The sequence below is a fragment of the Clostridium sp. AM29-11AC genome (assembly GCF_003480545.1).
Taxonomy (GTDB): Bacteria; Bacillota; Clostridia; order Lachnospirales; family Lachnospiraceae; genus Otoolea; species Otoolea saccharolyticum_A.
Genome location: NZ_QUJI01000006.1, coordinates 22,989 through 44,766, shown reverse-complemented (window position 1 = coordinate 44,766; position 21,778 = coordinate 22,989). Strand labels below are relative to the sequence as shown.

Genomic DNA, 21,778 nt, shown 5'->3' with positions numbered 1-21,778 from the left:
CGCCACATAGGGGATCGTCTGCTGGGCAGACACCACGGCCCGGCGCTTACTTGCCTTTGGCTTGCTTTTACTTTTTGTTTTCTGCAATAGGCTCCTCCTTTCCTGTGAATGACGCATAGATGTTCTGCGTCTTGTAGGGCCTCACACCGGGCCGCAGAAACCGGGTGTTGAGGATGTTTCGCAGCACCTTTTCAAAGGGCAGCCCGTCTTTTTCATACATGGCCATCATAAAGGCCGGGAGCATGATCACCAGCATGACGAACAGCGCCCCGGTGTTGCCGATGGCACCACGGGAGAGCAGATAGGCCGGGACGCCCACCGCCGCGCCGATGCCGAAACAGACAAGCTGGCGTTTGGTGAGGTTAAAGGCGATTTTCGTTTTGATTTTGGATAGGTCGTTGGGGACATTTACATAGGGCATCCGTCACACTCCTTCCTTGGGACAAATTGTCCCGAAGTCCCGGATTGTCGGCTCCACCTCGTTGCCCCATACATCCCAGCCGGGCGGGGTCTGACGGGCGAACAGCTCCACACGGGGCAGATCGCCCATGAGGGAAATAATTTTGTCCCTCGTTTCGTCCGGCTTTTTGCTATGGGCCTCGATGGGAGAAATGATAAACTGGTGGACATCGGCGGCCTGCCGTTTGGGGTGGCCCCGTGTGGCAAGCAGACAGATCTCCGCGTTGCCCCGCGTCCAGAAACCCAGCCCATAAAACCAGCTATCGGCCTTCTTGTTCTTTTTCAGCCACACAAAGGCCACGGATTTATAGTTGAAGCCCCACGCCTTAATGAGCCGCAGGGCCTCCGGGAGCTGCGGGAATGTTGCCCACATGAAAAGTGCGCTGTCCGGGGCCGCAATCTCGGCCACAGGCAGCGCACATAACTCGTCTATGCTCATGGTGGGGTAATGGTTTTCAGCCGCCCCCTGTACCTTGCTCCGCTGGTACTGCCAAGGGGGATCGGCATAGATGATGGAATATCCTCCGATATTGTCACACTCCTTTCCCGCCCCCGGCCACGGCCAGCCGCGCCTGTTCAATGCGTTCCACGGCGGGGCCGTAGAACACGGGGGCATTTTCAAAGCAGATGAAGCGGCGGCCTGTGTTCAGCGCGGCAACGGCAGTTGTGCCGGAGCCGGCGCAGATGTCAGCCACCACCTCGCCCTCGTTGGTATAGGTCTGAATGAGGTACTCGCACAGCTCCACAGGCTTTTGTGTGGGGTGGATCGTGTGCGACACCGTAGGCACAAAAAGGACGTTGCTGGGATAGCGTCGCCCATCGCTGGACTCGGTGCCGACCCGTTCAAACTTGCCATAGTTGGGACTGCTCCCGCTTCGGGCATGGGTTTTGCGGTACGGCTCCCCATAGGTGAACTGCGGATTATATACCGGGGGCTTTTGGTAGAACACCAAAATGTTCTCGGACTTTTTCAGCGGGGCGCGGTTGGCATTGAGAAAGCCTGTTCCGCGCTCTTTGTACCATATCCACTCATAGCGGAGCATGGCAAGGTTGGATGCCCCCAGCACCTTATCATAGGGGCATTGGGAAAACAGCAGCACCGCGCCGTCCGGCTTGACCGCCCAGCGCACCGCCTCCCAAAACTCGATCAGCGGCAGCGGCACATCCCAATAGTTCCGGGTCGTGCCGTATGGGGGATCGGTCAAAAGCATATCCACCGAATGACGGGGCAAGGAGCGCAAGCCCTCGATCCCGTCCATAAGGAACAGGCCGCTGGGCTCCAACACCCGGCCATCCGGGGCCTTTGGGACTCGTCGGCACAAACTCCGCTCTGCTACTTCGGGACAATTTGTCCCGAAATCCGCCCGCTCCGTTGCGCCTCCTCTCCCCACAAAGTCTGCCGACTTTGCGGGGTACCCCTTGTTTTCCAAAGTGGTTTTGTTCATGGCGTTGTCCTTTCTTAATGCGCGCCGAATATGCTCTTTGCCACCGAGCCAGTTTTGAACAGGGTGAAGCACAGCAGCACCGTATAGCCGATGCAGCTCCAGATCGCCCCGATGGGATCGCCGCTAGTGGCAATACCCTGTACCAGCACCGCATAGATGGCCACGCACACAAGGATCAGCAGACCTTGGAAACCGACAGCAAACAGGGACTTGATATAGTTCTGGCCCATACTGCCAATTTCACGGTTGGAGAGCGTAGCCACGGGTATGGGGGCCAAGCTGGTGAGCAGATATATTTCAATCATGCGCCCATAGACGATGACGAAAATAATAATGTTCAGCGCAAGCATGGTAATGTGAATGAGGAACGACTGGAGCCACAGACCCAGCAGGGGGCCGACTTCCATCGCCTCCAAGGTAGCCTCCAGATTATCCAGCATGGACGCGCTGATGTCGGTGGAGCCGCGCACCAGCCCTGCGGCGTTGGCAATCACGCTCTGGGACATATCAAATACCGCCATGACGATATTGAATGTATTGGAGAGAATGAGAATAGCCGCCGCCGTTTTGAAAATCCACTTGAAGAAAATCCAGTAGTCCAGATCGTGTAGGTTGTTCTTTTCGATAATGAGCTGGATCAGCTCATAGGTGGCAACAAAGGTTAAAATCAGACCGGCAATCGGCAGTATCACCGTTTCAGAAAGCTGCCGTATGAGGGAAAAGACCCCGGCGTTCCAAGCCGCCGGGGTCGTCCCTACTTGCACCGCAATCTCTCCGACACGGGTATTGACCGTATCAAAAAGGCCCGTGAGGTTGCCCATGATACCCTCAATCAGCAGCCCTTTTATCCAGTCTGTAAGCCAGTCGGTGAGAAATCCCATAAGCTAAACCCTTAAAACAGGGAGGACAGCAGGGGGATCAGAGTGGTGCCGAGCACGATGATGCCGCCGCCAGCCATGAGCTGCTTCATACCCTGGCTCTTCGCGCCGGGGTTATCGGAGCCGTAGCCCTCCAGCAGGTTGACAACGCCCCACACGCCAAGGCCAGCGCCGAGGGCAATAACGAGGGTCTGCAAAGTGTTGATGGCAGAAGCGAAAAACTGCATATATTACTCCTTTTCTCCGGGCTATACCCGGCCATGAAAAAAGCCGCCCCGTGTAGGGCGGCAGCGTCCGTACCTCGGGACTCGTCGGCACAAACTTCGCTTTGCTACTTTGGGACAAAATGTCCCAAACTCCGCACGCTCCGTTGCGCCTCCTCTTCCCACAAAATCGCTGATTTTGCGGGAACCCTAAAAGCCCAAGGTTTTATACAAAAGCGTCTGGATCGTCGAGGTCGTCATAGTTGAGGATGTCCTCGTCCTCTTCTGTGAGCGCCTCGGCGGGCACATCCACTTCGTACACCTCACAAGCCTCGTTGGGGCCGGGCCGCCTGCGGCGGTTTATCAGCCTGTCGAGGTTAAAGGCGTTTTTCTTGTCGGCCTCAGCCGTAAACTTGTAGTTGGGGTGTTGCTTCAGATCGTATTTGCGGGAATAGAACGGGGGCAGGCCCCGGAGCTGCAAGATGCACCGATCACCGGGCATTGTGGCAAGCTCGCTGGGGGTCATCAGCTCCCGGCCCAGCCGCTGGATGTTTTGGCTGTAACTTTCGGACTGGCCCCGTGTGCGGCCATCCGTCTGCATGGAGATCGTGGACTTGCCCAGCCAGTTTTCCGATATTTCCTTGATAGTGCTGGCCTCGCGGCCACCGAGGAATATCACGCTGTCCATGTTGCCGAGGATCGTTTCCGCATTTTTATCGTAAATGGCCTTGCATTGAGCAAGCTGCTGATAGAGCAGTACAAGGCTCACCTCGCGGGAACGAATGACGGCCACCAGCTTTTCCAGCCCCGGCACTTGGCCCGTATTGGCCGCCTCGTCCCACAGGACGCGCACATGATGGGGCAAGCGGCCCCCATGCACATTGTCGGCCCGTTCACACAGGAGATTGAACATCTGCGAAAAAGCGAGAGCGACCAAAAAATTGTAGGTGCTGTCCGTATCGCTGATGCAGAAAAATGTTGCCGTCCGTCTGTCACCCATACGGTCAAGTTCCAGTTCATCGTAGCTCATAATCTCCCGGAGCTGGGGGATGTCAAAGGGAGCCAGACGAGCACCGCAGGAAATCAAAATGCTTTTGGCCGTCTTGCCGCTGCTTAACTTGTACTTTTTGTACTGCTTCACAGCAAAGCAATCCGGCTTTCGCTTTTCCAACCCGGCAAACATATAGTCCACCGCGTTCATAAAGTCCTCGTCATCCTCCTTGACCTCCATGCCGGAGATCATGTCCACCAGCGTATTCATATTGCGATCTTCCTCCGCGCCCTCGAAAATGATATAGCCCAGCAGGGCGCAGTATAGGAGCGTTTCGGCCTTCGTCCAGAACGGATCGCCCTCTTTGCCCTCGCCCTTGGTGTTGGAAATAAGGGCATTGACGAACTTTAGGATGTCGGACTCGTTCTTGATATACGCCAGCGGGTTATAGTGCATGGACTTGGAGAAGTCGATGCTGTTGAATACCTTGATTTTGTACCCCCGCTTTTGGAGAAAGCTGCCCACTTGGGACAGGACGCCGCCCTTCGGGTCTACCACCACGAAAGAGGAATGGGCCTGTAAAAGCTGGGGCGTGAGCCAAAAGCGGGTTTTGCCCGAGCCGGACGATCCGATGACACAGGTATTGAGGTTTCGGGCGTTGGCCGGGATCTTGGGCCGGGTGTTCATGGTGAGAAACTCCGTCCCGGTCAGAATGACATTGTTTTCAAACTTGGGATCGACAAAGGGCTTGATGTCCTTTTCGTTTCCCCACCGGGCCGAGCCGTACTCCTCGTCACGCCGGAACTTCTTGGCTTTTTTACTTTTCATGTGGATGAACAGACGGAACGCCACGGCTCCCACGATACCAACCAGCCAGTCAACAGGGTTTAGCCCCGGCGCGAAATCGGCAAAGGCCGGGCCGATAGTCTGGCCGATCCCCATCACTTTTGTTAGGAAACCCGCACCAGCGGCCAGCCGATAGGCCGTACTCAATTTGAGGAACGCCCAGCCGATGAACACATACGGGATATTGGGAATGAGGAATTTTCGGAGCTTATCTGTTTTCATGCGCCGCCTCCTTCACACGCTCCCGCTGTTTGGGCTTTTCACGGGTGAGCTGATCTCCGGCCCGCTTGATCTGATCCCGGATGGGGATGCGCCTGGACTTGGACTTGTTCAGCACCTTTTTGGAATACTCCGAGAAACAGGCGGTCATGGCATCAGCCTGTCCCGCCTTGAAAAACAACAGGTATTTGTCCGGGCCTGTCTTGTAAAAGGCATAATCCACATTCCACTTCCGGGCCACCCGGTCAAAACTTTTGGTATCGCCGGACAGCTCCAGACTGTTGGTAGACACGCCATGCCGCATAAGTTGCTTGACCGTCTGTTTGCCGTGAGGGATCTGCCGGGCGCGGTGTTCTTTGGCGATTTTGCGCCCCACAGCGGCCACCACATAGGCAAGGCTCCGCGCCGTCAGCTTACTGGCCCGGACGGAAACTGCAACAGTACGCCGGGAAATATCTTCTTCTATCAGCTATGCCGCCTCCTTTCTCACCTCGGGACAAGTTGTCCCAAGGTGGGGTTATCGTTCCGTATGGCCCAGCGTGGGCCGTTTCCGTTCCCCCTCCAGCGAGGAACGGTCTATAATTTCCTTGAAAGCTGACATCTGCTCCCGGATGGACAGCTTGGGCATGGAGAAAACGCGGTGCTCGTCGGGAATGTCATCCCGGCCCGTGTAGTGCTCTATAAAGCTGCTGCGGTTGTCGGCCACATATCCACCGGGGGCATAGTGGCCGCCGTCATTGATCCGCACATCCCGCCCGTATGCCTCATAGTCGATATAATCAATGAGGTGTTCCGGGACTTCCACACCGCCGAACTCCAGCACATACATACGGCCCAGCTCCTCGTCACTACGGACACCGGAATAGAACTCAAAGCAATCCAGATTTTGCGTGAGGTTGATTAAGTCTTTTACGCTACCTGTGTATTCGCCAGCGTCTATGACCGCCTCAAACTTTTCTATATCGCTCTGATCCATTTCCGACAGCAGCGCGGCCAGATAGTTGAGCTCGTCAATGCTTTCATATTCGCCCAAGTGCTCATGCAGCCCCAGTACATCGCCGTCAAAGCTGGTTATGAAAATCTCCTCATACCGTATGCCGTCCACGCCGATGCGCTTTAAGAGGGACTGTACCTCCTCCGCCGTGGTGGGAAATTTCAGCGTTTCGCCCACAAGCTGCCCCTCGGCATATTTGCCGAGGTTGGTAATGTAGGCTTCCAGCAGGGCCGCCATATCAGCGGCGGCCCTGTCCCTTGACCGTCAAGATGCCCTCCAGCGTGGTTGCCGTGATACCCAGCCGCTGGGCAACAGCAATATCGTTCTTCATAGCCTCGGTGACGGTATGGCCGCACACCACCAGCACATGAGAGCGTTTGAGCAGATTACGGGCCATGTCGATCCCGCTTTTATGCTCCTCGGGAATGGCATCATTGAGGAACAGGGGATGGAACAGCGTGGGGCAGATGGGCGAAAAGCCCGCCTCATACACGCTGCGGCAATACTGCGCCGCCTGTTTTGCGTTTTCGGCATCGCTGCCGCACCACGCAGCGGTGATATATGCGAGGGGTCGTTTCATTGTTAAAACCTCCATTCAATGAAAAAACCTCGGGACAAATTGTCTCGAGGTTACAGGCTCTTATCCGTTTTCTTTTCGGGCTTGCCCAGCTCGGGGGGCTGCTTGGCCTTCCAGTCATCCAGCAGGGCCATGATCTGATCCTTCATCTGACGGGGGGACTTGTCCTTGCCGAAATACTTTTCCAGTTCCGCGCTATTGATAATCACCTTATCAACCTCCTTCTTTTCTTCCATCAAAATGCCGTCGATCACATCGCCGTTCAGCTTGCCCTCTTGATCCAGCTTGCGGAGCCGCTGGGCTTGGGATAGGGACGGAGAGGACTGCTGGCCCTCAATGGACACGGCGATATACTTCTGATGTTTGGGCCGGATAAAGGAAATCTCCACGGCGGGGGTAAATGCCAGCTTTTTTTCGTCCAGCATTTTCTGCAAATCCGGCACCAGCTCGGTCAAGCGGATATACCGCTGTACCTGTTTGTAGTTCATGCCGTTGCGATCACCCACGATCTGCGTGGAGCGTTTACCCGCCTCCTGTGCGTCCTCACCGGGACGAGCGCCTTGGTGCTTGATGGCCTCCACCTGCATTTTCAAAGACTGTGCCTTTTCCGTGGGCAAAATCTTTTCGCGGTGGCGCAGGTTGTCATCCGTCATAGCGAGGATGGCCTCGTCATCGGTCATGTTACGGACAATACAGGGCATATTCACAAACCCGGCCAGCTCGCTTGCCCTCTGGCGGCGGTGGCCCGCGATGATCTCATACCCGCCATCCTCGGTGGGGCGCACCAGCGCGGGCTGGTTTACACCACTTGCCCGGACGGACTCCACAAGGCCCTGCATCTCGGCATCGTCACGGACACCAAAGGGATGGTTTTTGAACGGGCGCAGCTCGGACAGATTGAGGTAGACAATTTCCTCTTTTTCTGCGCGGGTAGCGTCACGGGGCGCGGCGGGCTGCTCCGGCGCGGCAGGGGCGGGAGCCTCCTGCGGATTGGGTGCAGCATTTTCCGGGGCAGCCTTACTTTGGGACATTTTGTCTCGCGTGGGCGGCTTGGCCTTGTCGGGGGCCGCCTTGTCAGCCTTTGCCGGGCGGCCCTTGCTGGCCTTGGCCGCTGCTTTGTCCTTCGACTCCGTGGTTTTCTGCTTGGGAGCCTTTTCCTTCGGGGCCTTGTCCTTTCCGGCCTCCTCACGGGCGGCGGCGAAATCCACCACCTTGCCAGAGGGAGCAGGGGCAGGATCACTCTTGTCCGGGGTGGCAGTCTGCTTGGCCTCCTTGTCGGGCTTGAGCGGCTCGGGAGCCGCAGGGCTGGGAGCCTCCGGGACGGTGGGCTCCGCCTTTTCTGCGGGAGCTGCCTTTTCAGCCGGGGCGGGATCTGCCACAACGGGCTCGGCCTTGCCGGGAGCAGGCTGCTCCTGCGCGGGGGCCGTGTCAGTCGTTTCTGCCTCGGGGCCGATATTCTTTTTATCGTCTGCCAATGTCAAACCTCCTTTGTCTTGAAATGAAAAAAGCCAGCCCGATGGCTGGCAGCAGATAAGGGACTCCTCCTTTCAAGTTGTGGTGTATGAAAACGCCGCCCATAGTCTCACTCGGGCGGCGTAATGCTCAATATGAAATTGTTTTAGAATAAATACCTTGCTTGACAACTCGGATTTAATTTTAGATTAGATTTTTTCGCGGTGGCCTTCGTTCCACATTTTTTCATCGACATCGGCCATCATCAGCTTTAACAGGATGTCCGACATACTTTCACCGTTTTTATCATAACGGGGCTCCACGATAAAAACGCGATTGCCGATCTCATATCTTTGCGGCTCACCAGCTATATATTCTTTCTCCATACTCAACACCCCCTTTCGCTATGGAACAAGGAAATTATACCATGCGAAAAGGGAATTGCGGTATCGAGCTTGTTTTCAAATTTAGTATTGATATGCGGTCTGGCCCCAGCTATAATGAATTTCAAGAAAAACGCCGATGGTTTTGCGGCTTTTGGTGGGGTGTCCCGCGTATTGAACGCTCTATTGGCCCGATTTAGAGGGGTATGTAACCGATCTAACCGGGAGAGCGCTTGAATGGCATTCAAGAGGCCGTGGGTTCGAGTCCCATTATCTCCACTTTCGTGAAACCCTTGTAAATGTTGGATTTTTCCTTTATTTACAGGGCTTTTTCTTTTTTAGCCACACCTGTGCGAAAGGCTTCTCCCCGCCTTTTCCCTGCCTGCGCAGCGCAGATACAGCACGAAGATTATCAGACTTCTTTGGAAAGACAAAGGCCTGACTGATTCAGAAAAACTGTGGTATACTTTATGACAGAGGCTGCAGAAGCCAAGAAGGACGGCAGACATGAAAGAAGAAAAGATACTGCCGGAGTCAAGTGGGACTGCGAGAGAATGAGAGGAGGGGGAATGCCTATGTGCGGCCGCTATTATCTGAATGGAGAGACAGTCAGAGAAATTGGAGAACTGCTTGCTTTATGGAACCGCAGGGCAGGAGGAAAAGACTGCAGCAACACAGGCGGGGAGACTTCTGGCTGGGAAAAGGAGAGAGGCCTGTGGAAAAAGAGAGGCCGAGAGATTCTGAAAGCCGCAGCGGAAACAGGGAGAAAGGCTCAAATGGAGGCAGGTGAGGAATTTTGCCCTGGCAGGACTGCTCCCGTTCTGGTCTGGAATGGTGAGGAATTTGCGGTAGAGGAGAAGAGATGGGGATTTTCCGGAAGGGAGAAGAACCGGCTTCTTTTTAATGCCAGGGCGGAGACGGCTATGAAAAAGCCCAGTTTTCGGGGATGTATGGAAGCGCGCCGCTGTCTGGCTTTGGCCTCCTGCTTTTATGAGTGGAATCTGGCGGGAGAGCGTTTTACCTTTACGGGACCGGCGGGAGAGAGCCTTCTTCTGGCCGGATGCTACCAGGCCGGTGAGGAGAGAGATGAGTTTGCCATCTTAACGGTCGGCGCAGATCAGACCATGCTCCCTGTACACGAGCGCATGCCTCTCATTATAGAGAAGAGCCGCGCCTGGGAATGGCTGAAGGACGGCAGAAAGACTGCCGGGTTCCTGGAAGGGCCCTTCCCTGAAATCGAGAAAAAGACAGAGTATGAACAGCTCAGTTTTTCCTTTCTGCAGTGATAGAAGACGGATTTTCCATAAAATGTATCTTGAACCGCCTGTGTGAATCTGATATAATCAACTCAAAAGAACATATGTTCTGATTGAGCGGCGATTTGCCTCACAGTTTCAGGAGGGGATAGGAATGGTATTTAAGACAGACTTCGGCATACAGGATAAAGACAGCGGCCGGCTGAGGGGCAGACAGCTTGCAGTTGCCTGCGGCTGCTGGTTTACCAGTACGGGCAGGCCGATTCCGCGTCTGATTAAATTTCAGGACGAAAACGGGGAGCTTCAGACAATCCAGACGATACAGGTGGATTACGAGGAGGAAAAGCACTACTCAGGGATTCCCTTTCATGAATTCGGCTGCCGGATTTTTTTCCACGGTCTGTGGATGCAGGTGCATCTGCTGTATATGAAGGAGCAGAACCGCTGGCTGATGCAGATTCCGGGATAGAGGGGAAGAGGGCGAAAACGACGGAGAAGGCTTTGGGGCAGGTTTCCGAAAAAGCGGCTGAAAATAGGGCTGCAGGAGGAGCATACAGGTGCAGAAAAATGGTCAGGAGGATAAAAATATGGAATTCAGGGAAGAGAGAGGGCTGAACAGGGCAGATGAGGAAGACAGGGCAGTTTCCCTGCTGTACCGCCGCGGGCTGCTGGCCCATGTGGATATGATAGAGGCAGTCAGGAGAAAAAATGCGCAGATCCTGTATGCCTGTGAGGACGGCGTTATGATCTACGAGACAGACAGCAGAACCTGCATGATTGCGGCAGACAATCTGGAGCCGTGCCGGAATATCCTGAAAAAGAATACATACCATCAGTTCGCTGTGCATAACAGGGAACTGGCTGAGGAAATTCAGAAAGAGTATCACTTTTCCACAAGTGTGGCCACCAGCCAGGCTGCATGGATGAAGGCAGAGCCGCCTGCATTTGACGACAGCGGCATTATCCGCCTGAAGCCGGAACATGCAAAAGAGGTGTGCAGCCATTACACGACCATGGAAGATCCCGGAGAGTATGTGGAGGAACTGATTTCCAGGGGACAGATGTGGGGAATGTTTCAGAATGGAAATCTGGCCGGCTTTGTGGGAGAACACCTGGAAGGAAGCATGGGGCTTCTGGAAGTCGTGCCGGAATACAGACGGCAGGGGATAGGCTTTCGTCTGGAGGCTTATCTGATCCGCCACTTTGTAGAGCAGGGAAGGATCCCTTTCTGCCAGATCATTGAGGGCAATGACGAGTCCATGAATCTTCAGAAGAAGCTGGGCATGGAGGTCGCTGCCCCGCCGACCTGGTGGCTCTTTGACTAAACCCGTTTAAAGGGAGAAAAGCGACAGGCAGGCGGCCGCTGCCGGCAAGAATGCCTGCCTGTCAAGCAGCGGCGGGCTGTCAAAAATCAGTCAAAGGTGCCGACAAGGCTTTCGGGAATTGTAAATTCTACAGCTCCCATGGAGCCGGGAGCCACAGAGTACTCGTCAAAGGCTACTATCAGGGAGCCGCTTTCTGACAGATAGAAGCTCTCTTCGCCTGTCAGACCGGAGAAACCGTCTGTGGCAGGATCCAGGAAATAGGTTACATTCTTATCTGCCTCCATCTGCTCCTTCATCTGGCTCAGGATATTGTCGCTGACCTCTTTCAGAGCGTCCTCGCTTCCGAGCAGTTCAGACAGAGTTAAGAGTTCTCCCGTCTGCTTATCTACTGTATAGGTTTTGAAGGATTCGGCTCCACTGGCCATAATACGGGTGGTGATGATGCGGAGGGAGAGATAACGTGTCCCGTCGTGGGTAACCTCATAGGCGGAGGAAACGGAATAATGCCCCTTATCGCCTGCCTCATCTCTGGCCTCCTCATATTCGGCAATCAGGCCGTCAATGTAGGAGGAAATTTCCTGGTTGGCAGGCAGCTCCTCCCCTGATTTGTCCACGAGAACAGGCCGGGCAATGTCTGCTGAAACTCTCTCATTTCCATCCTGGTACGTTTCTCCCTTCTCTACACGTATCCCGGATTCACTTTCTGCCGAAGAGGATTCGCTGGAACTTTCCTTAGAATCTTCCGTTTCCTGTTCAGAGAGCGAAGATTCCAGGGCAGCTGAGGTTGATGCAGTTCCGGTGCCAGGAGCGCTGCTGGCGCAGCCGGTGAAAAGCAGCATGGCTGCTGACAGATATGGAAGAATTAAATACTTTTTTTTCATAGAAAATCTCTCCTTTTCTTTATTTCTATAGTATAGACGGAGCAGGGGACAAAAAAGTTGGGAGAAAAAAATTTTTTAAAGTCAGTGAGACTTAGGGAGGTGGATTCATTGATTCTCAGCGTCAGCAGAAGGACGGATATTCCAGCCTTTTACAGTGAGTGGTTTTTTGGCAGGCTCAGGGAGGGAAGCTGTCTGGTCAGGAACCCATTTAACCTGCATCAGCTCAGCAGAATTCCCATGACGCCGGAAGCGGTGGAGTGTATCGTATTCTGGACCAAAAATCCAGGCCCGATGCTTGGAAAACTTGGGCTTCTTGATCCAATTCCCTTTTATTTTCAGTTTACGCTGACCGGATACGGGAGAGATATAGAGCCGGGATTTCCGCACAAAAAAGAGTGCATGATTCCTATATTCAGGGAGCTGTCCTCGCAGGTTGGGAAAGACAGAGTCGTGTGGAGATACGATCCGATCTTTTTTACTGACAGGTACACGGCCGATTACCATCTCAGGGCCTTCGGGCAGATTGCAGAGGCACTTCAGGGATATACCAGACGGGTGGTTATCAGCTTTCTGGATCTCTATGCAAAGGTAAAGAGAAATATGAAAGCATATGGAGGGGAACTGAGAACCATGCCTGACAGCGGCGCATTCGGTCCGTTTGTCAGCGCTCTGTCGGAAATTGCCGCAGAACATGGAATGGAGATCTGCGCCTGCGCGGAAGCCTGTGATCTGTCCCGGTTTGGAATAAAGAAGAGCGGCTGCATCAGCAGGGAGCTTCTAGAACGGGCGGCAGGGCGAAGTGTGGAGACGAGAAAAGCAAAAGGCCAGAGAGGAGAATGTCTCTGCGTGGAGAGCACAGATATAGGAGCCTACCATACCTGCCCCGGCGGCTGTCTGTACTGCTATGCCAACGACAGCAGAAGAAGGGTGGAGGAAAACAGAAAACTCTGGGATCCCAATTCTGCCCTGCTGTGCGGAGCGGTTGGAAAAAACGATAAGATAGCGGAAAAGCGTGCAGACAGAAGAAGTATACGGTAAATCATACCTCTTCTGCCTGCACGCTTTTCCATACTGTCCTGCATCTGCAGCCAGTCTCTCACAGAATGCAGGGATGCACGCGTTCTGTGTGAATGAAATTTTACATTTCAGGCATAGGTGCGGTGTAGAATCCCAATTTGTGGAAGTTATACCAGTCCATTATTTTCTCCTTATCTGCCACATTTAAGGCAAGTAAGATCTCTTTTGCAAATTCCATCGGTGCTGTGCCATTGGCAGTGACTATATTTTTGTCTCTGACTGCCTGTCTCGCAGTATAGTTCTGTTCACCGGAGTAATGAGCCCCCGCCCATTGTTTTAAGTCATTCAAATCATTACTTGTATGGATTACCTCATTTAAAGCGCCGACTGTACCTAAAAAGGCGGAGGCATCGCAGATGCCGGCTAATAACCTGCCTTTCTGACGACAATCCTCAACAAGCGCTTTCAGCTGATATGCATTTTCATTTCTCCATGTCATACCTCCAATCAAAATGAGCGCTTCGTAGTCGCTGGGGACAGACGTAATATCGTAATCGGGCATGATTCTGAATCCACCGATTGACTGAACGTAATCCTTAGATAAGGATACCGTCTTGATTTCATACTGTCCCTCTCCTAACATAGCTACTGCAGAAGAAATATATGCCGCCTCCCAGTCCGCATACTGCTGTAAAACCACGAATAAAATTGTTTTTTTCAACTTTCTTTTCTCCTTTTCCGACTCTGATTAACAGGTATATTATATCTTCATCCGCTGTCACCTGCAATGAAAACGTGTTTGCGTTCCTGTGGGCATTGTTTTTGTCAATTACTTTTATTTCGTAAAAATGGAAACCTGGGATCGTTTAGGAGAAAAGTCAGGATTGACATAACAAAAAATGTTATGATATAATCAAAAAAAACAAACATAACAATTTGTGTTATGATCGGCATGTCTGGAAACAGTATGCAGGGGTAAATGGAGAATTGAAATCAAGGGGACACGAGGAGGAAGATTAGATGAGACAATCAAAACCGCCAAGAACAGAATCACAGGAAATTCCTGATCAGGAGAGAACCGCGGCAGGAAGGAAAAAACTCTATCTGCGCACGGAAAAAGAACTGAGAGCCTACATGCATCCGCTCCGGCAGAAGATTCTTCACTGTCTCTACCTGGAGCCGTCTGGAATGACGGCTAAGCAGCTTGCAGACTGCCTTCATGTGGCCCCGTCCAGCACAGGGCACCATCTGGCAGCTCTTGAAAAGGTGGGACTTGTAGAACTGTCCCACACAGAGAAGATTCATGGCCTGACAGCCAAATATTACCGCGCAGCGCCGGTGGATGTGTATCTGAAAGAAACGGAACCGGCAGCCGGTCAGATGAGAGACGCACTCGTAAGAAATTCCATGAACGAGCTGGAGGAACATTTTTTTAACATGGTTCGGGAGGCGGAGGAGAAATCCCAGGAATTAAACCCTGAGAAGGGGGATGCTATGTTCGGCGTCGTTTATCTGAAACAGGAGGAGATCGCACAGCTTCGCCGCAGGCTGGCAGATTTTTTATCAGAGCATGCAATACCCTCGGAGGGGACGGTACCCTGCGAGTATGGCCTGATTTTCTGCCAGGCTGAAAATGGATGGAAAAAAGGTGAAAAGAGGTGACAGGGATATAGAGAAGGATATGGAGAAGAAACAGAAGCAAAAGCCAATGGGAAGAGGAATGCGAAAAAACAGAATTTTTTGGGGAGCGCTTCTGGCGCTGGGACTGGAGGCTGCCAGAAAGGGAGCGCTGGCCGCAGTGCTGAGCCTGATTGTGCTGAGAAAGGGACTGACTTTTTCACAGCTCTCAGCTGCGTTTGCCGTTTTTTCAGCCGCGTCATTTCTGCTGGAAGTGCCCAGCGGGGTGCTCGCCGACTGTGCAGGAAGAAAACGGGTATTTATTACGGCGCAGGCTGTAGGGCTGGGAGCCCTGCTTCTGATGCTGGAGGGACGTTCCTTTTGGGCAGTCTGTACAGCGTTCTTTCTCTACGGCGCATCCGGAGCATTTTCCAGCGGAAGCATGGACGCACTGTACATGGACTCCTGTATTGCAGATGGAACCATTACAGTTGAGAGAGGAGCTATGCACCTGGAGCTGGCAGAAATTTCAGGCTGCGCAGGGGGAGCCCTTCTCGGAGGTGTTCTGAACTATGCCGGCGGGAGGCACTCGGCAGAGACGGCGAGCCAGCTTGTACTGACTGGGGCAGTGATACTGACGGCAGCGGCCCTCTTTTGCGCCCTTTTCTTTACCGCAGAGGCAGGGGCGAACAAGGCGTCTTATAAGGGTCATGCAGAGGACGAAGGAGTGCGGGAGAAGGCAAAACGGAAGGGAGAAAACCATCTGGCGGCCAGAGAGGAAACGGGAGAAAATAGAAGGGCTTTCTGGGAGCTTTTGTCAAACGGTCTGCCCATTCTTCTTGGCAGTTCTCTGTTTGCAGGTTTTTCTTTGGCACTCATGGAGACATACTGGCAGCCGATGCTGGCGGGGCTTCTGCCGGGAGCACAGGATTCCTGGATTCCCGGCGTTCTGGGCTTTTTTTATTACGCCGCCTCTGCGGCAGGAAGTCTGGCTGCCGGAAAATATCTGAAGGAGGAAACAGCCGTCCCGGCCTTTGCGCTGTCAGGTCTGATGACGGGAGGAGTTCTGCTGCTTCTTTGCAGGTCAGAGACAGTTCTCTTTTTTTCAATGTTTTATCTCCTTCTTTACTTCTTGCTCGGAATTTTTTCCATGGCCCAGAGCAGTGCAGTCCACCGGGCAGTATCGCCGGCTCTTCGGGCTACAGCCCTCAGCGGAGGAGGGCTTGCCATACAGATAGGAGGCTTTCTGGCCAGCTGCTTCGCAGGCTTTACTGCAGATAAAATCGGAATATCCGGCCTGTGGCTGATTGCCGGCTTCATATTCTTAACTGGTACAGGAAGTGCAGCCGCTTTGCTTTGGCACATGCAGAAACCGCACAGAGAAGGACAGAGGAGCAAAAAGACACAGACTCAAAAGCCTGCAGACAGGGAAGATATGGTATAATGGCTGCAAAAATAAAAGCAGAGAAGGAAGGGACATCCATGAATCACAGCGGAACGAAACGGTTGGAGACAAAACGTCTGATTCTTCGCCGGTTTACAGAGGACGATGCGCCTGCCATGTATAAAAATTGGGCCAGTGACGGCGAGGTGACAAAATTTCTGACCTGGCAGCCCTACAAAAGTCTGGAGGACGCTGAAAAAACGCTGGCAGTGTGGGTGAGAGATTATGAGAATGAGAGAAAAGACTGCTATCAGTGGGCCATAGTATTAAAAGGAGAGGAAGGATCTGCCGGGGAGCCCATCGGCAGCATCAGCGCGGTAAAGCACGATGACAGTATTTCTATGGTACAGGTGGGCTACTGCCTGGGAAAGCGGTGGTGGCACCAGGGGATCATGACAGAGGCCCTCAGCTGCGTGATGGATTACTTTTTTGATACGGTAGGTGCAAACCGCATAGAAGCCCTTCACGATGTGAACAACCCTCATTCCGGTCAGGTGATGAAAAAATGCGGGATGCGCTATGAGGGGACGATGAGGCAGGCAGGAAGAAACAACCAGGGCCTCTCAGATCTGTGCTGCTATGGGGCGCTGGCAGAAGATCGGACGTCAAAAAACAGGGACAGATGATTCTTAAAAACAGGTTCTGAAAAATATTTTTGACTGTAAAGCAAAAATGCTTGACAGAAGGCAGACCCTATGCTATGATGATGCAGGTGATTGAAATGGAAAAAATTGTGGAACAGACATTGCTTTATGATTTCTACGGCGAACTCCTGACGGACCACCAGAAGGAAATCTATGAGGATGCCGTGTTTAACGATTTGTCTCTCAGCGAGATTGCAGACCAGCAGGGAATCAGCCGGCAGGGTGTCCATGACCTGATAAAGAGATGTGACAAAACTTTGGCCGGGTACGAGGAAAAGCTCGGTCTGATCCGAAAGTTCCAGAGAACCAGGGAGCTAGTGGAGGAGATTCACGAGCTGACCAGGAGGTTTCGGGAGAGCGGAGACGAGGCCCTGATCGACAGGATTGGGGAGATTTCCAGCGATATTATCAAACTGTAACAGGATACTGTGACGGACAGGAGGTTGCCGGATGGCTTTTGAGAGCCTTGCAGACAAGCTGCAGAATGTATTTAAGAATCTGACTGGAAAAGGCCGACTGTCGGAGGCTGATGTGAAGGCCGGACTCAGGGAAGTTAAGATGGCCCTGCTGGAGGCGGATGTCAGCTTCAAGGTAGTAAAACAGTTTATCAATTCTGTTCAGGAGAGGGCAGTGGGACAGGATGTCTTAAACGGTCTGAATCCGGGACAGATGGTCATAAAGATTGTAAATGAAGAGCTGGTAAAGCTGATGGGCTCCGAGATGACGGAGATTGCCCTGCGGCCTGCCAATGAGATTACAGTGATTCTCATGGCCGGACTTCAGGGAGCCGGTAAGACCACCACCACGGCCAAGATTGCCGGAAAGCTGAAGGCAAAGGGAAGAAGTCCTCTCCTTGCGGCCTGTGACATCTACCGCCCGGCAGCTATTGAACAGCTCAAAATCAACGGAGAGAAGCAGGGAGTTCCCGTGTTCTCCATGGGAACGGGCCACAAGCCGGTAAATATCGCGAAGGCTGCCATCGAGCACGCAGCGAAAAACGGCAACAATGTGGTCATTCTCGATACGGCCGGTCGTCTTCACATTGACGAGGACATGATGAACGAGCTGGTGGAGATCAAGGAGAATGTATCTGTTGACCAGACGCTTCTCATCGTGGATGCCATGACCGGACAGGATGCGGTCAATGTAGCCGGAATGTTCAACGACAAGATTGGCATTGACGGCGTAATCCTGACAAAGATGGACGGCGATACCAGAGGCGGTGCAGCCCTCTCTATCAAGGCAGTGACAGGAAAGCCGATTCTTTATGTGGGAATGGGCGAGAAGCTCTCCGATTTGGAGCAGTTTTATCCGGACCGGATGGCGTCGAGAATCCTCGGAATGGGCGACATTATGTCCATCATCGACAAGGCTACAGCCGTGATCGACGAGGAGAAGGCAAAGGAGCTTTCCCAGAAGCTCAAGAAGGCAGAGTTTGACTACAACGATTTCCTCGACCAGATGCGCCAGATTAAAAAGATGGGCGGCATGGCCAGCATTCTGAACATGATGCCGGGCATGAACCAGCTAAAAGACGTAGATCTGGACGGCAACGAGAAAGTGATGGAGCGGGTGGAGGCTATTATCCTCTCTATGACAAAGGAGGAGAGGAGCAATCCTGACCTGATTAACCCGTCGAGAAAGAAGCGCATTGCGAAGGGCGCAGGCGTGGACATTGCCGAGGTAAACAGACTGGTCAAGCAGTTTGAGCAGATGAAAAAGATGATGAAGCAGCTTCCGGGCATGATGGGCGGCAAGCGCCGCGGCGGTCTCGGAGGTCTGATGGGAAAGATGAAGCTCCCCTTTTAGTTAGTAAATGCGCAAGCATTTCCTATAGAAGACTCACTACAAGGAGGTGAAATTGAAATGGTAAAGATGAGACTGAGAAGAATGGGCCAGAAGAAGGCACCTTTCTATAGAATTGTTGTTGCAGATTCCAGATCCCCGAGAGATGGAAGATTCATCGAGGAGATTGGCTACTATGATCCGAACACAGAGCCGAGCACCATCAAGATCGATGAGGAAGCTGCTAAGAAGTGGTTAGCAACAGGCGCTCAGCCAACAGAGACTGTTGGAAAGCTTTTAAAAATCGCCGGTATCCAGTAAATAGCTTGTATGAAGAATGCCTTTTAAAGGCATTTTTCATAGGCTGGTTTCGGCCCTGCCGTTTCCGGTCAGCGAGGTGAATGGTATGAAAGAATTAGTGGAAGTGATTGCAAAAGCGCTGGTTGACAACCCAGATGAGGTTGCAGTTACAGAATCTGTTAAAGATGACGAGATTGTAGTTGAGCTGACAGTCGCTTCTTCCGATATGGGTAAGGTGATTGGAAAGCAGGGCAGGATTGCAAAGGCGATCCGCTCTGTTGTAAAAGCAGCCGCATCAAAAGAAGATAAGAAAGTTATTGTAGAGATTCAGTAACTACGAAGCCGCCGGCCCTATGAGCAGACGGCTTTTTGCTTTTACAGGCAGACGGAAGGAAGTTTCAGAGGAGAGAGCATATGGAGCAGTTTTTGCGGGTGGGAGTGATCACCTCGCCGCACGGCGTACGGGGTGAGGTAAAGGTATTTCCCACAACCGATGACATAAACCGATTTAAAAAGCTGAAGGAGGTATTTCTGGACACAGGAAAAGAGAAGATCCTTCTTCACGTGGAGCAGGTAAAATTTTTTAAGGGAATGGCAATCCTGAAATTTAAGGAGTTTGGCAGCATCAACGAGGTAGAGCCTTTCAGAAAAAAGGATCTGCTGGTTTCTAGAGACAAGGCGGTGAAGCTGGCCCCAAACGAAAACTTTATCGTGGATCTCATCGGCCTTACCGTTGTGACGGACGAGGGGGAGGAGTTCGGAACCGTGAAGGATATTCTCCAGACGGCTGCCAACGATGTGTATGTGATCGAGGGCAAGGACCACAAGGAATACCTCTTCCCCTCCATCAAGGAGTGCATTCTGGATGTGGATCTGGAAGCTGGCAGGGTGCTGGTTCACATTATGGACGGACTTTTGGATCTGTAGCCCGGCAGGGGAAGGTTTTAGGAGGATGGAATGAATTACCATATACTGACATTATTTCCCGAGATGGTGATGGGAGGACTGAAAAACAGCATTATCGGGCGCGCCATGGAAAAAGGGCTGATCACCGCGGAGGCGGTCAATATCCGTGATTATTCTGCTGACAGGCATCACCATGTAGATGACTATCCCTACGGCGGAGGTGCAGGGATGGTCATGCAGCCGGGGCCGGTGGTGGAGGCCTATGAAGCCCTTTCAGCCCGCATCGGAAAGCGGCCGAGAGTGATCTACATGACGCCCCAGGGCCGCGTATTCACCCAGAAAATCGCAGAGGAGCTGGCCAGGGAGGAGGAGCTGGTGTTTCTCTGCGGCCATTACGAGGGGATCGACGAGCGGGCTCTGGAGCTGATTGTGACGGATTACCTGTCTGTGGGAGACTATGTGCTGACAGGCGGCGAGCTTCCTGCTATGGTGATGATTGACTGCATCTCCCGCCTGGTGCCCGGAGTGCTGAACAATGACGAGTCGGCAGAGTTTGAATCCTTTCACGATAATCTGCTGGAGTACCCTCAGTATACGCGCCCGGAGGAATTTCGCGGAAAGCGGGTGCCGGAGGTGCTGCTTAAAGGGGATCACAAAAAGATTGAGGCCTGGCGCAGAGAGCAGTCCATCCGCCGTACCATGGAGCGCAGGCCGGAGCTGATGGAGGGAGCAGTCCTCACAAAGGCCGAGAACGCCTATGCCGACGGCCTGAAAAGGGGGATGGAGAAGGCAGCCCGCGCGTCCTACCGGGTGCTGAGCTTTGATCTGTTCCAGACTCTGGCAGATGTGAATGCCAGGATTCCCGAGATCTGGAAGGAAATCCTGGGGGAGCATTACACAGATCGCCGTGCCAGAACGGGAGCGGAGGCGGTTGTGAGCGCCTACGGAAAGCTCCTGCGGGATTCGTTCAGGAAAAGCAAATTTCTGGACATGGAGGAGATGTATCTGCGCTGTTCAGAGGAGGTACTCCGTGTTACCGGGTTTGGAGGAGAAAAATTCGGCGTCTCCAGGGAACGGATGGCGGAGGTGATCCTGAAAAATCACGGCCAGGCCCCTGTGTATGAGGATGTGGTTTCGGTGCTTAAAAAATTGGGGGAACGGTATCGCCTGATTCTATCCAGCGATGCCAGCCCTCTTATGGCAGAGGGAGTCCTTGAAAGACTTAAGAAAGAGGGCATCACATTTGAGCAGGTCTTTCTCTCTGACGAGCTTCACATCTGCAAGGGAAGACCGGACGGAGCCTTTTTCGATACGGTTGTGAGGACACTGGGAGTGAGGCCGGAGGAGATTCTCCACATTGGCGACAGCCCCAGCGACGTGTCGGGAGCGGCCGCAGCGGGAGTCCACACCTGCCTGATCAGCCGCGATTACACACCGTATAAGGGAAAGGTGCAGCCTGACTACAGGATAGAAAGCCTGGAAGAGGTGTTCCGGTACCTGAGCGGAGGCGGGAATGCGCTGTAATTTTTCCAGACTCCGCGCCGGAAACCAGTCAGAAAACCAGTCAGAAAACCAGTCAGAAAATCAGTCAGAAAATCTGCAGAAAAAGCCTTGCGCGGGCAGAAATTCTGTGGTACAATCTATACTCGTGAAATAAAGAGATGGTCCTCTGTTACGCATTGTATTAAGAACATCAAAGATTTTAAAGGAGGTTCACTTAGATGAACGAGATTATCAAGAACATTGAGAACGCACAGTTAAAGGCAGAAGTGCCGGAGTTCCACGTAGGCGATACAGTTAAGGTATACGCTAAGATCAAAGAGGGAAACCGTGAGAGAATCCAGGTTTTCGAGGGAACAGTAATCAAGAGACAGAACGGCGGCATCCGTGAGACTTTCACAGTAAGAAAGAACTCCAACGGCGTTGGCGTTGAGAGAACATGGCCGGTACACTCCCCATCTGTTGAGAACATCGAGGTAGTGAGACGCGGTAAGGTTAGAAGAGCGAAATTAAACTACTTAAGAAGCAGAGTTGGCAAGGCTGCCAAGGTAAAAGAGTTAGTTAAATAATTCTTGTAATCAGAGGGACAATGAAAATTGTCCCTTTCTCTATATAACAGGAAACTTCGTTCCCTGTTATATAAAAACGCTCCGCGG

At 52.8% G+C, this 21,778-nt stretch carries 27 protein-coding genes; 14 read left to right on the top strand and 13 right to left on the bottom strand.

Annotation, left to right across the window (positions count from 1 at the left end; translation table 11 throughout):
• Nucleotides 1-67: 67 nt before the first annotated feature.
• The 11 genes from DW757_RS06460 to DW757_RS17360 all read right to left on the bottom strand — a co-directional run bounded on the left by DW757_RS06460 (nucleotide 68) and on the right by DW757_RS17360 (nucleotide 8,450).
• A complete protein-coding gene (locus DW757_RS06460; protein ID WP_015544973.1) occupies nucleotides 68-421 on the bottom strand; it encodes a PrgI family protein in 354 nt (117 codons plus the stop codon).
• 3 nt (nucleotides 422-424) lie between these two features.
• Nucleotides 425-988 carry an MT-A70 family methyltransferase gene (locus DW757_RS06455; RefSeq protein ID WP_076918096.1) on the bottom strand — a complete coding sequence of 188 codons (564 nt, stop codon included), beginning with the start codon at nucleotides 986-988 and terminating at the stop codon, nucleotides 425-427.
• A gap of 4 nt (nucleotides 989-992) precedes the next feature.
• A complete protein-coding gene (locus DW757_RS06450) occupies nucleotides 993-1,718 on the bottom strand; it encodes a site-specific DNA-methyltransferase (protein WP_076918095.1) in 726 nt (241 codons plus the stop codon).
• 200 nt (nucleotides 1,719-1,918) lie between these two features.
• Nucleotides 1,919-2,785 (bottom strand): VirB6/TrbL-like conjugal transfer protein, CD1112 family, encoded by an 867-nt coding sequence (locus DW757_RS06445; RefSeq protein ID WP_015574146.1) that lies wholly within the window; start codon nucleotides 2,783-2,785, stop codon nucleotides 1,919-1,921.
• A gap of 11 nt (nucleotides 2,786-2,796) precedes the next feature.
• Nucleotides 2,797-3,009 (bottom strand): Maff2 family mobile element protein, encoded by a 213-nt coding sequence (locus DW757_RS06440; RefSeq protein ID WP_058722652.1) that lies wholly within the window; start codon nucleotides 3,007-3,009, stop codon nucleotides 2,797-2,799.
• Nucleotides 3,010-3,211: 202 nt separating this feature from the next.
• Nucleotides 3,212-5,044 (bottom strand): VirD4-like conjugal transfer protein, CD1115 family, encoded by a 1,833-nt coding sequence (locus DW757_RS06430; RefSeq protein WP_015574149.1) that lies wholly within the window; start codon nucleotides 5,042-5,044, stop codon nucleotides 3,212-3,214.
• Nucleotides 5,031-5,429, bottom strand: a complete 399-nt coding sequence (locus DW757_RS06425) for a PcfB family protein (RefSeq protein ID WP_181966738.1) — start codon at nucleotides 5,427-5,429, stop codon at nucleotides 5,031-5,033. The genes DW757_RS06430 and DW757_RS06425 overlap by 14 nt, the downstream gene beginning before the upstream one ends.
• 129 nt (nucleotides 5,430-5,558) lie before the next feature.
• Nucleotides 5,559-6,272: an antirestriction protein ArdA gene (locus tag DW757_RS06420; RefSeq protein WP_015574150.1), complete on the bottom strand. Its 714-nt coding sequence runs from the start codon at nucleotides 6,270-6,272 to the stop codon at nucleotides 5,559-5,561.
• 1 nt (nucleotide 6,273) lies between these two features.
• Nucleotides 6,274-6,615, bottom strand: coding sequence for a hypothetical protein (locus DW757_RS06415; protein WP_015574151.1), 342 nt, complete (start codon nucleotides 6,613-6,615; stop codon nucleotides 6,274-6,276).
• Nucleotides 6,616-6,665: 50 nt separating this feature from the next.
• Nucleotides 6,666-8,087, bottom strand: a complete 1,422-nt coding sequence (locus DW757_RS06410; protein WP_087154058.1) for a ParB/RepB/Spo0J family partition protein — start codon at nucleotides 8,085-8,087, stop codon at nucleotides 6,666-6,668.
• 186 nt (nucleotides 8,088-8,273) lie between these two features.
• The gene (locus DW757_RS17360; RefSeq protein ID WP_015574152.1) at nucleotides 8,274-8,450 is read right to left on the bottom strand and encodes a hypothetical protein; all 177 of its coding nucleotides are present in this window, start codon (nucleotides 8,448-8,450) and stop codon (nucleotides 8,274-8,276) included.
• Between the two features lie 467 nt (nucleotides 8,451-8,917).
• Here DW757_RS17360 and DW757_RS06400 point away from each other — a divergent pair, with 467 nt between their 5' ends.
• The 3 genes from DW757_RS06400 (at nucleotide 8,918) to DW757_RS06390 (ending at nucleotide 11,028) form a co-directional block, all read left to right on the top strand.
• Nucleotides 8,918-9,733 (top strand): SOS response-associated peptidase family protein, encoded by an 816-nt coding sequence (locus DW757_RS06400; protein WP_118751313.1) that lies wholly within the window; start codon nucleotides 8,918-8,920, stop codon nucleotides 9,731-9,733.
• 124 nt (nucleotides 9,734-9,857) lie between these two features.
• The gene (locus DW757_RS06395; protein WP_008398357.1) at nucleotides 9,858-10,172 is read left to right on the top strand and encodes a hypothetical protein; all 315 of its coding nucleotides are present in this window, start codon (nucleotides 9,858-9,860) and stop codon (nucleotides 10,170-10,172) included.
• A gap of 118 nt (nucleotides 10,173-10,290) precedes the next feature.
• A complete protein-coding gene (locus DW757_RS06390) occupies nucleotides 10,291-11,028 on the top strand; it encodes a GNAT family N-acetyltransferase (RefSeq protein WP_147355631.1) in 738 nt (245 codons plus the stop codon).
• Between the two features lie 86 nt (nucleotides 11,029-11,114).
• Here the strand turns inward: DW757_RS06390 and DW757_RS06385 are convergent, their stop codons facing one another.
• The gene (locus tag DW757_RS06385; protein ID WP_118751311.1) at nucleotides 11,115-11,909 is read right to left on the bottom strand and encodes a DUF3298 and DUF4163 domain-containing protein; all 795 of its coding nucleotides are present in this window, start codon (nucleotides 11,907-11,909) and stop codon (nucleotides 11,115-11,117) included.
• A gap of 57 nt (nucleotides 11,910-11,966) precedes the next feature.
• Here DW757_RS06385 and DW757_RS06380 point away from each other — a divergent pair, with 57 nt between their 5' ends.
• Nucleotides 11,967-12,947, top strand: a complete 981-nt coding sequence (locus tag DW757_RS06380) for a DUF1848 domain-containing protein (protein ID WP_118751310.1) — start codon at nucleotides 11,967-11,969, stop codon at nucleotides 12,945-12,947.
• A 100-nt stretch (nucleotides 12,948-13,047) separates the two neighbouring features.
• Here the strand turns inward: DW757_RS06380 and DW757_RS06375 are convergent, their stop codons facing one another.
• On the bottom strand, nucleotides 13,048-13,647 hold the full coding sequence (locus DW757_RS06375) for a type 1 glutamine amidotransferase family protein (protein WP_118751309.1): 600 nt from the start codon (nucleotides 13,645-13,647) through the stop codon (nucleotides 13,048-13,050).
• Between the two features lie 299 nt (nucleotides 13,648-13,946).
• On the opposite strand from DW757_RS06375, the gene DW757_RS06370 reads away from it, so the two are divergent.
• From DW757_RS06370 to rplS, 10 genes are all read left to right on the top strand, one after another.
• A complete protein-coding gene (locus DW757_RS06370; protein ID WP_118751308.1) occupies nucleotides 13,947-14,588 on the top strand; it encodes a helix-turn-helix domain-containing protein in 642 nt (213 codons plus the stop codon).
• Nucleotides 14,575-15,987 (top strand): MFS transporter, encoded by a 1,413-nt coding sequence (locus tag DW757_RS06365; protein ID WP_182433266.1) that lies wholly within the window; start codon nucleotides 14,575-14,577, stop codon nucleotides 15,985-15,987. The genes DW757_RS06370 and DW757_RS06365 overlap by 14 nt, the downstream gene beginning before the upstream one ends.
• Nucleotides 15,988-16,025: 38 nt before the next feature.
• The gene (locus tag DW757_RS06360; protein WP_118751360.1) at nucleotides 16,026-16,613 is read left to right on the top strand and encodes a GNAT family N-acetyltransferase; all 588 of its coding nucleotides are present in this window, start codon (nucleotides 16,026-16,028) and stop codon (nucleotides 16,611-16,613) included.
• A gap of 74 nt (nucleotides 16,614-16,687) precedes the next feature.
• The gene (ylxM, locus tag DW757_RS06355) at nucleotides 16,688-17,050 is read left to right on the top strand and encodes a YlxM family DNA-binding protein (protein WP_008398349.1); all 363 of its coding nucleotides are present in this window, start codon (nucleotides 16,688-16,690) and stop codon (nucleotides 17,048-17,050) included.
• Between the two features lie 31 nt (nucleotides 17,051-17,081).
• On the top strand, nucleotides 17,082-18,440 hold the full coding sequence (gene ffh / locus DW757_RS06350) for a signal recognition particle protein (RefSeq protein ID WP_118751306.1): 1,359 nt from the start codon (nucleotides 17,082-17,084) through the stop codon (nucleotides 18,438-18,440).
• Nucleotides 18,441-18,497: 57 nt separating this feature from the next.
• Entirely contained in the window at nucleotides 18,498-18,737 is a 240-nt protein-coding gene (rpsP, locus tag DW757_RS06345; RefSeq protein ID WP_008398347.1) for a 30S ribosomal protein S16, read from the top strand.
• Between the two features lie 85 nt (nucleotides 18,738-18,822).
• Nucleotides 18,823-19,050: a KH domain-containing protein gene (locus DW757_RS06340; protein WP_021965798.1), complete on the top strand. Its 228-nt coding sequence runs from the start codon at nucleotides 18,823-18,825 to the stop codon at nucleotides 19,048-19,050.
• An 80-nt stretch (nucleotides 19,051-19,130) separates the two neighbouring features.
• On the top strand, nucleotides 19,131-19,643 hold the full coding sequence (rimM, locus tag DW757_RS06335) for a ribosome maturation factor RimM (RefSeq protein WP_008398345.1): 513 nt from the start codon (nucleotides 19,131-19,133) through the stop codon (nucleotides 19,641-19,643).
• 30 nt (nucleotides 19,644-19,673) lie between these two features.
• Nucleotides 19,674-21,146 (top strand): tRNA (guanosine(37)-N1)-methyltransferase TrmD, encoded by a 1,473-nt coding sequence (gene trmD, locus DW757_RS06330; protein ID WP_118751305.1) that lies wholly within the window; start codon nucleotides 19,674-19,676, stop codon nucleotides 21,144-21,146.
• A 197-nt stretch (nucleotides 21,147-21,343) separates the two neighbouring features.
• On the top strand, nucleotides 21,344-21,691 hold the full coding sequence (gene rplS / locus DW757_RS06325) for a 50S ribosomal protein L19 (RefSeq protein ID WP_008398341.1): 348 nt from the start codon (nucleotides 21,344-21,346) through the stop codon (nucleotides 21,689-21,691).
• Nucleotides 21,692-21,778 lie beyond the last annotated feature (87 nt).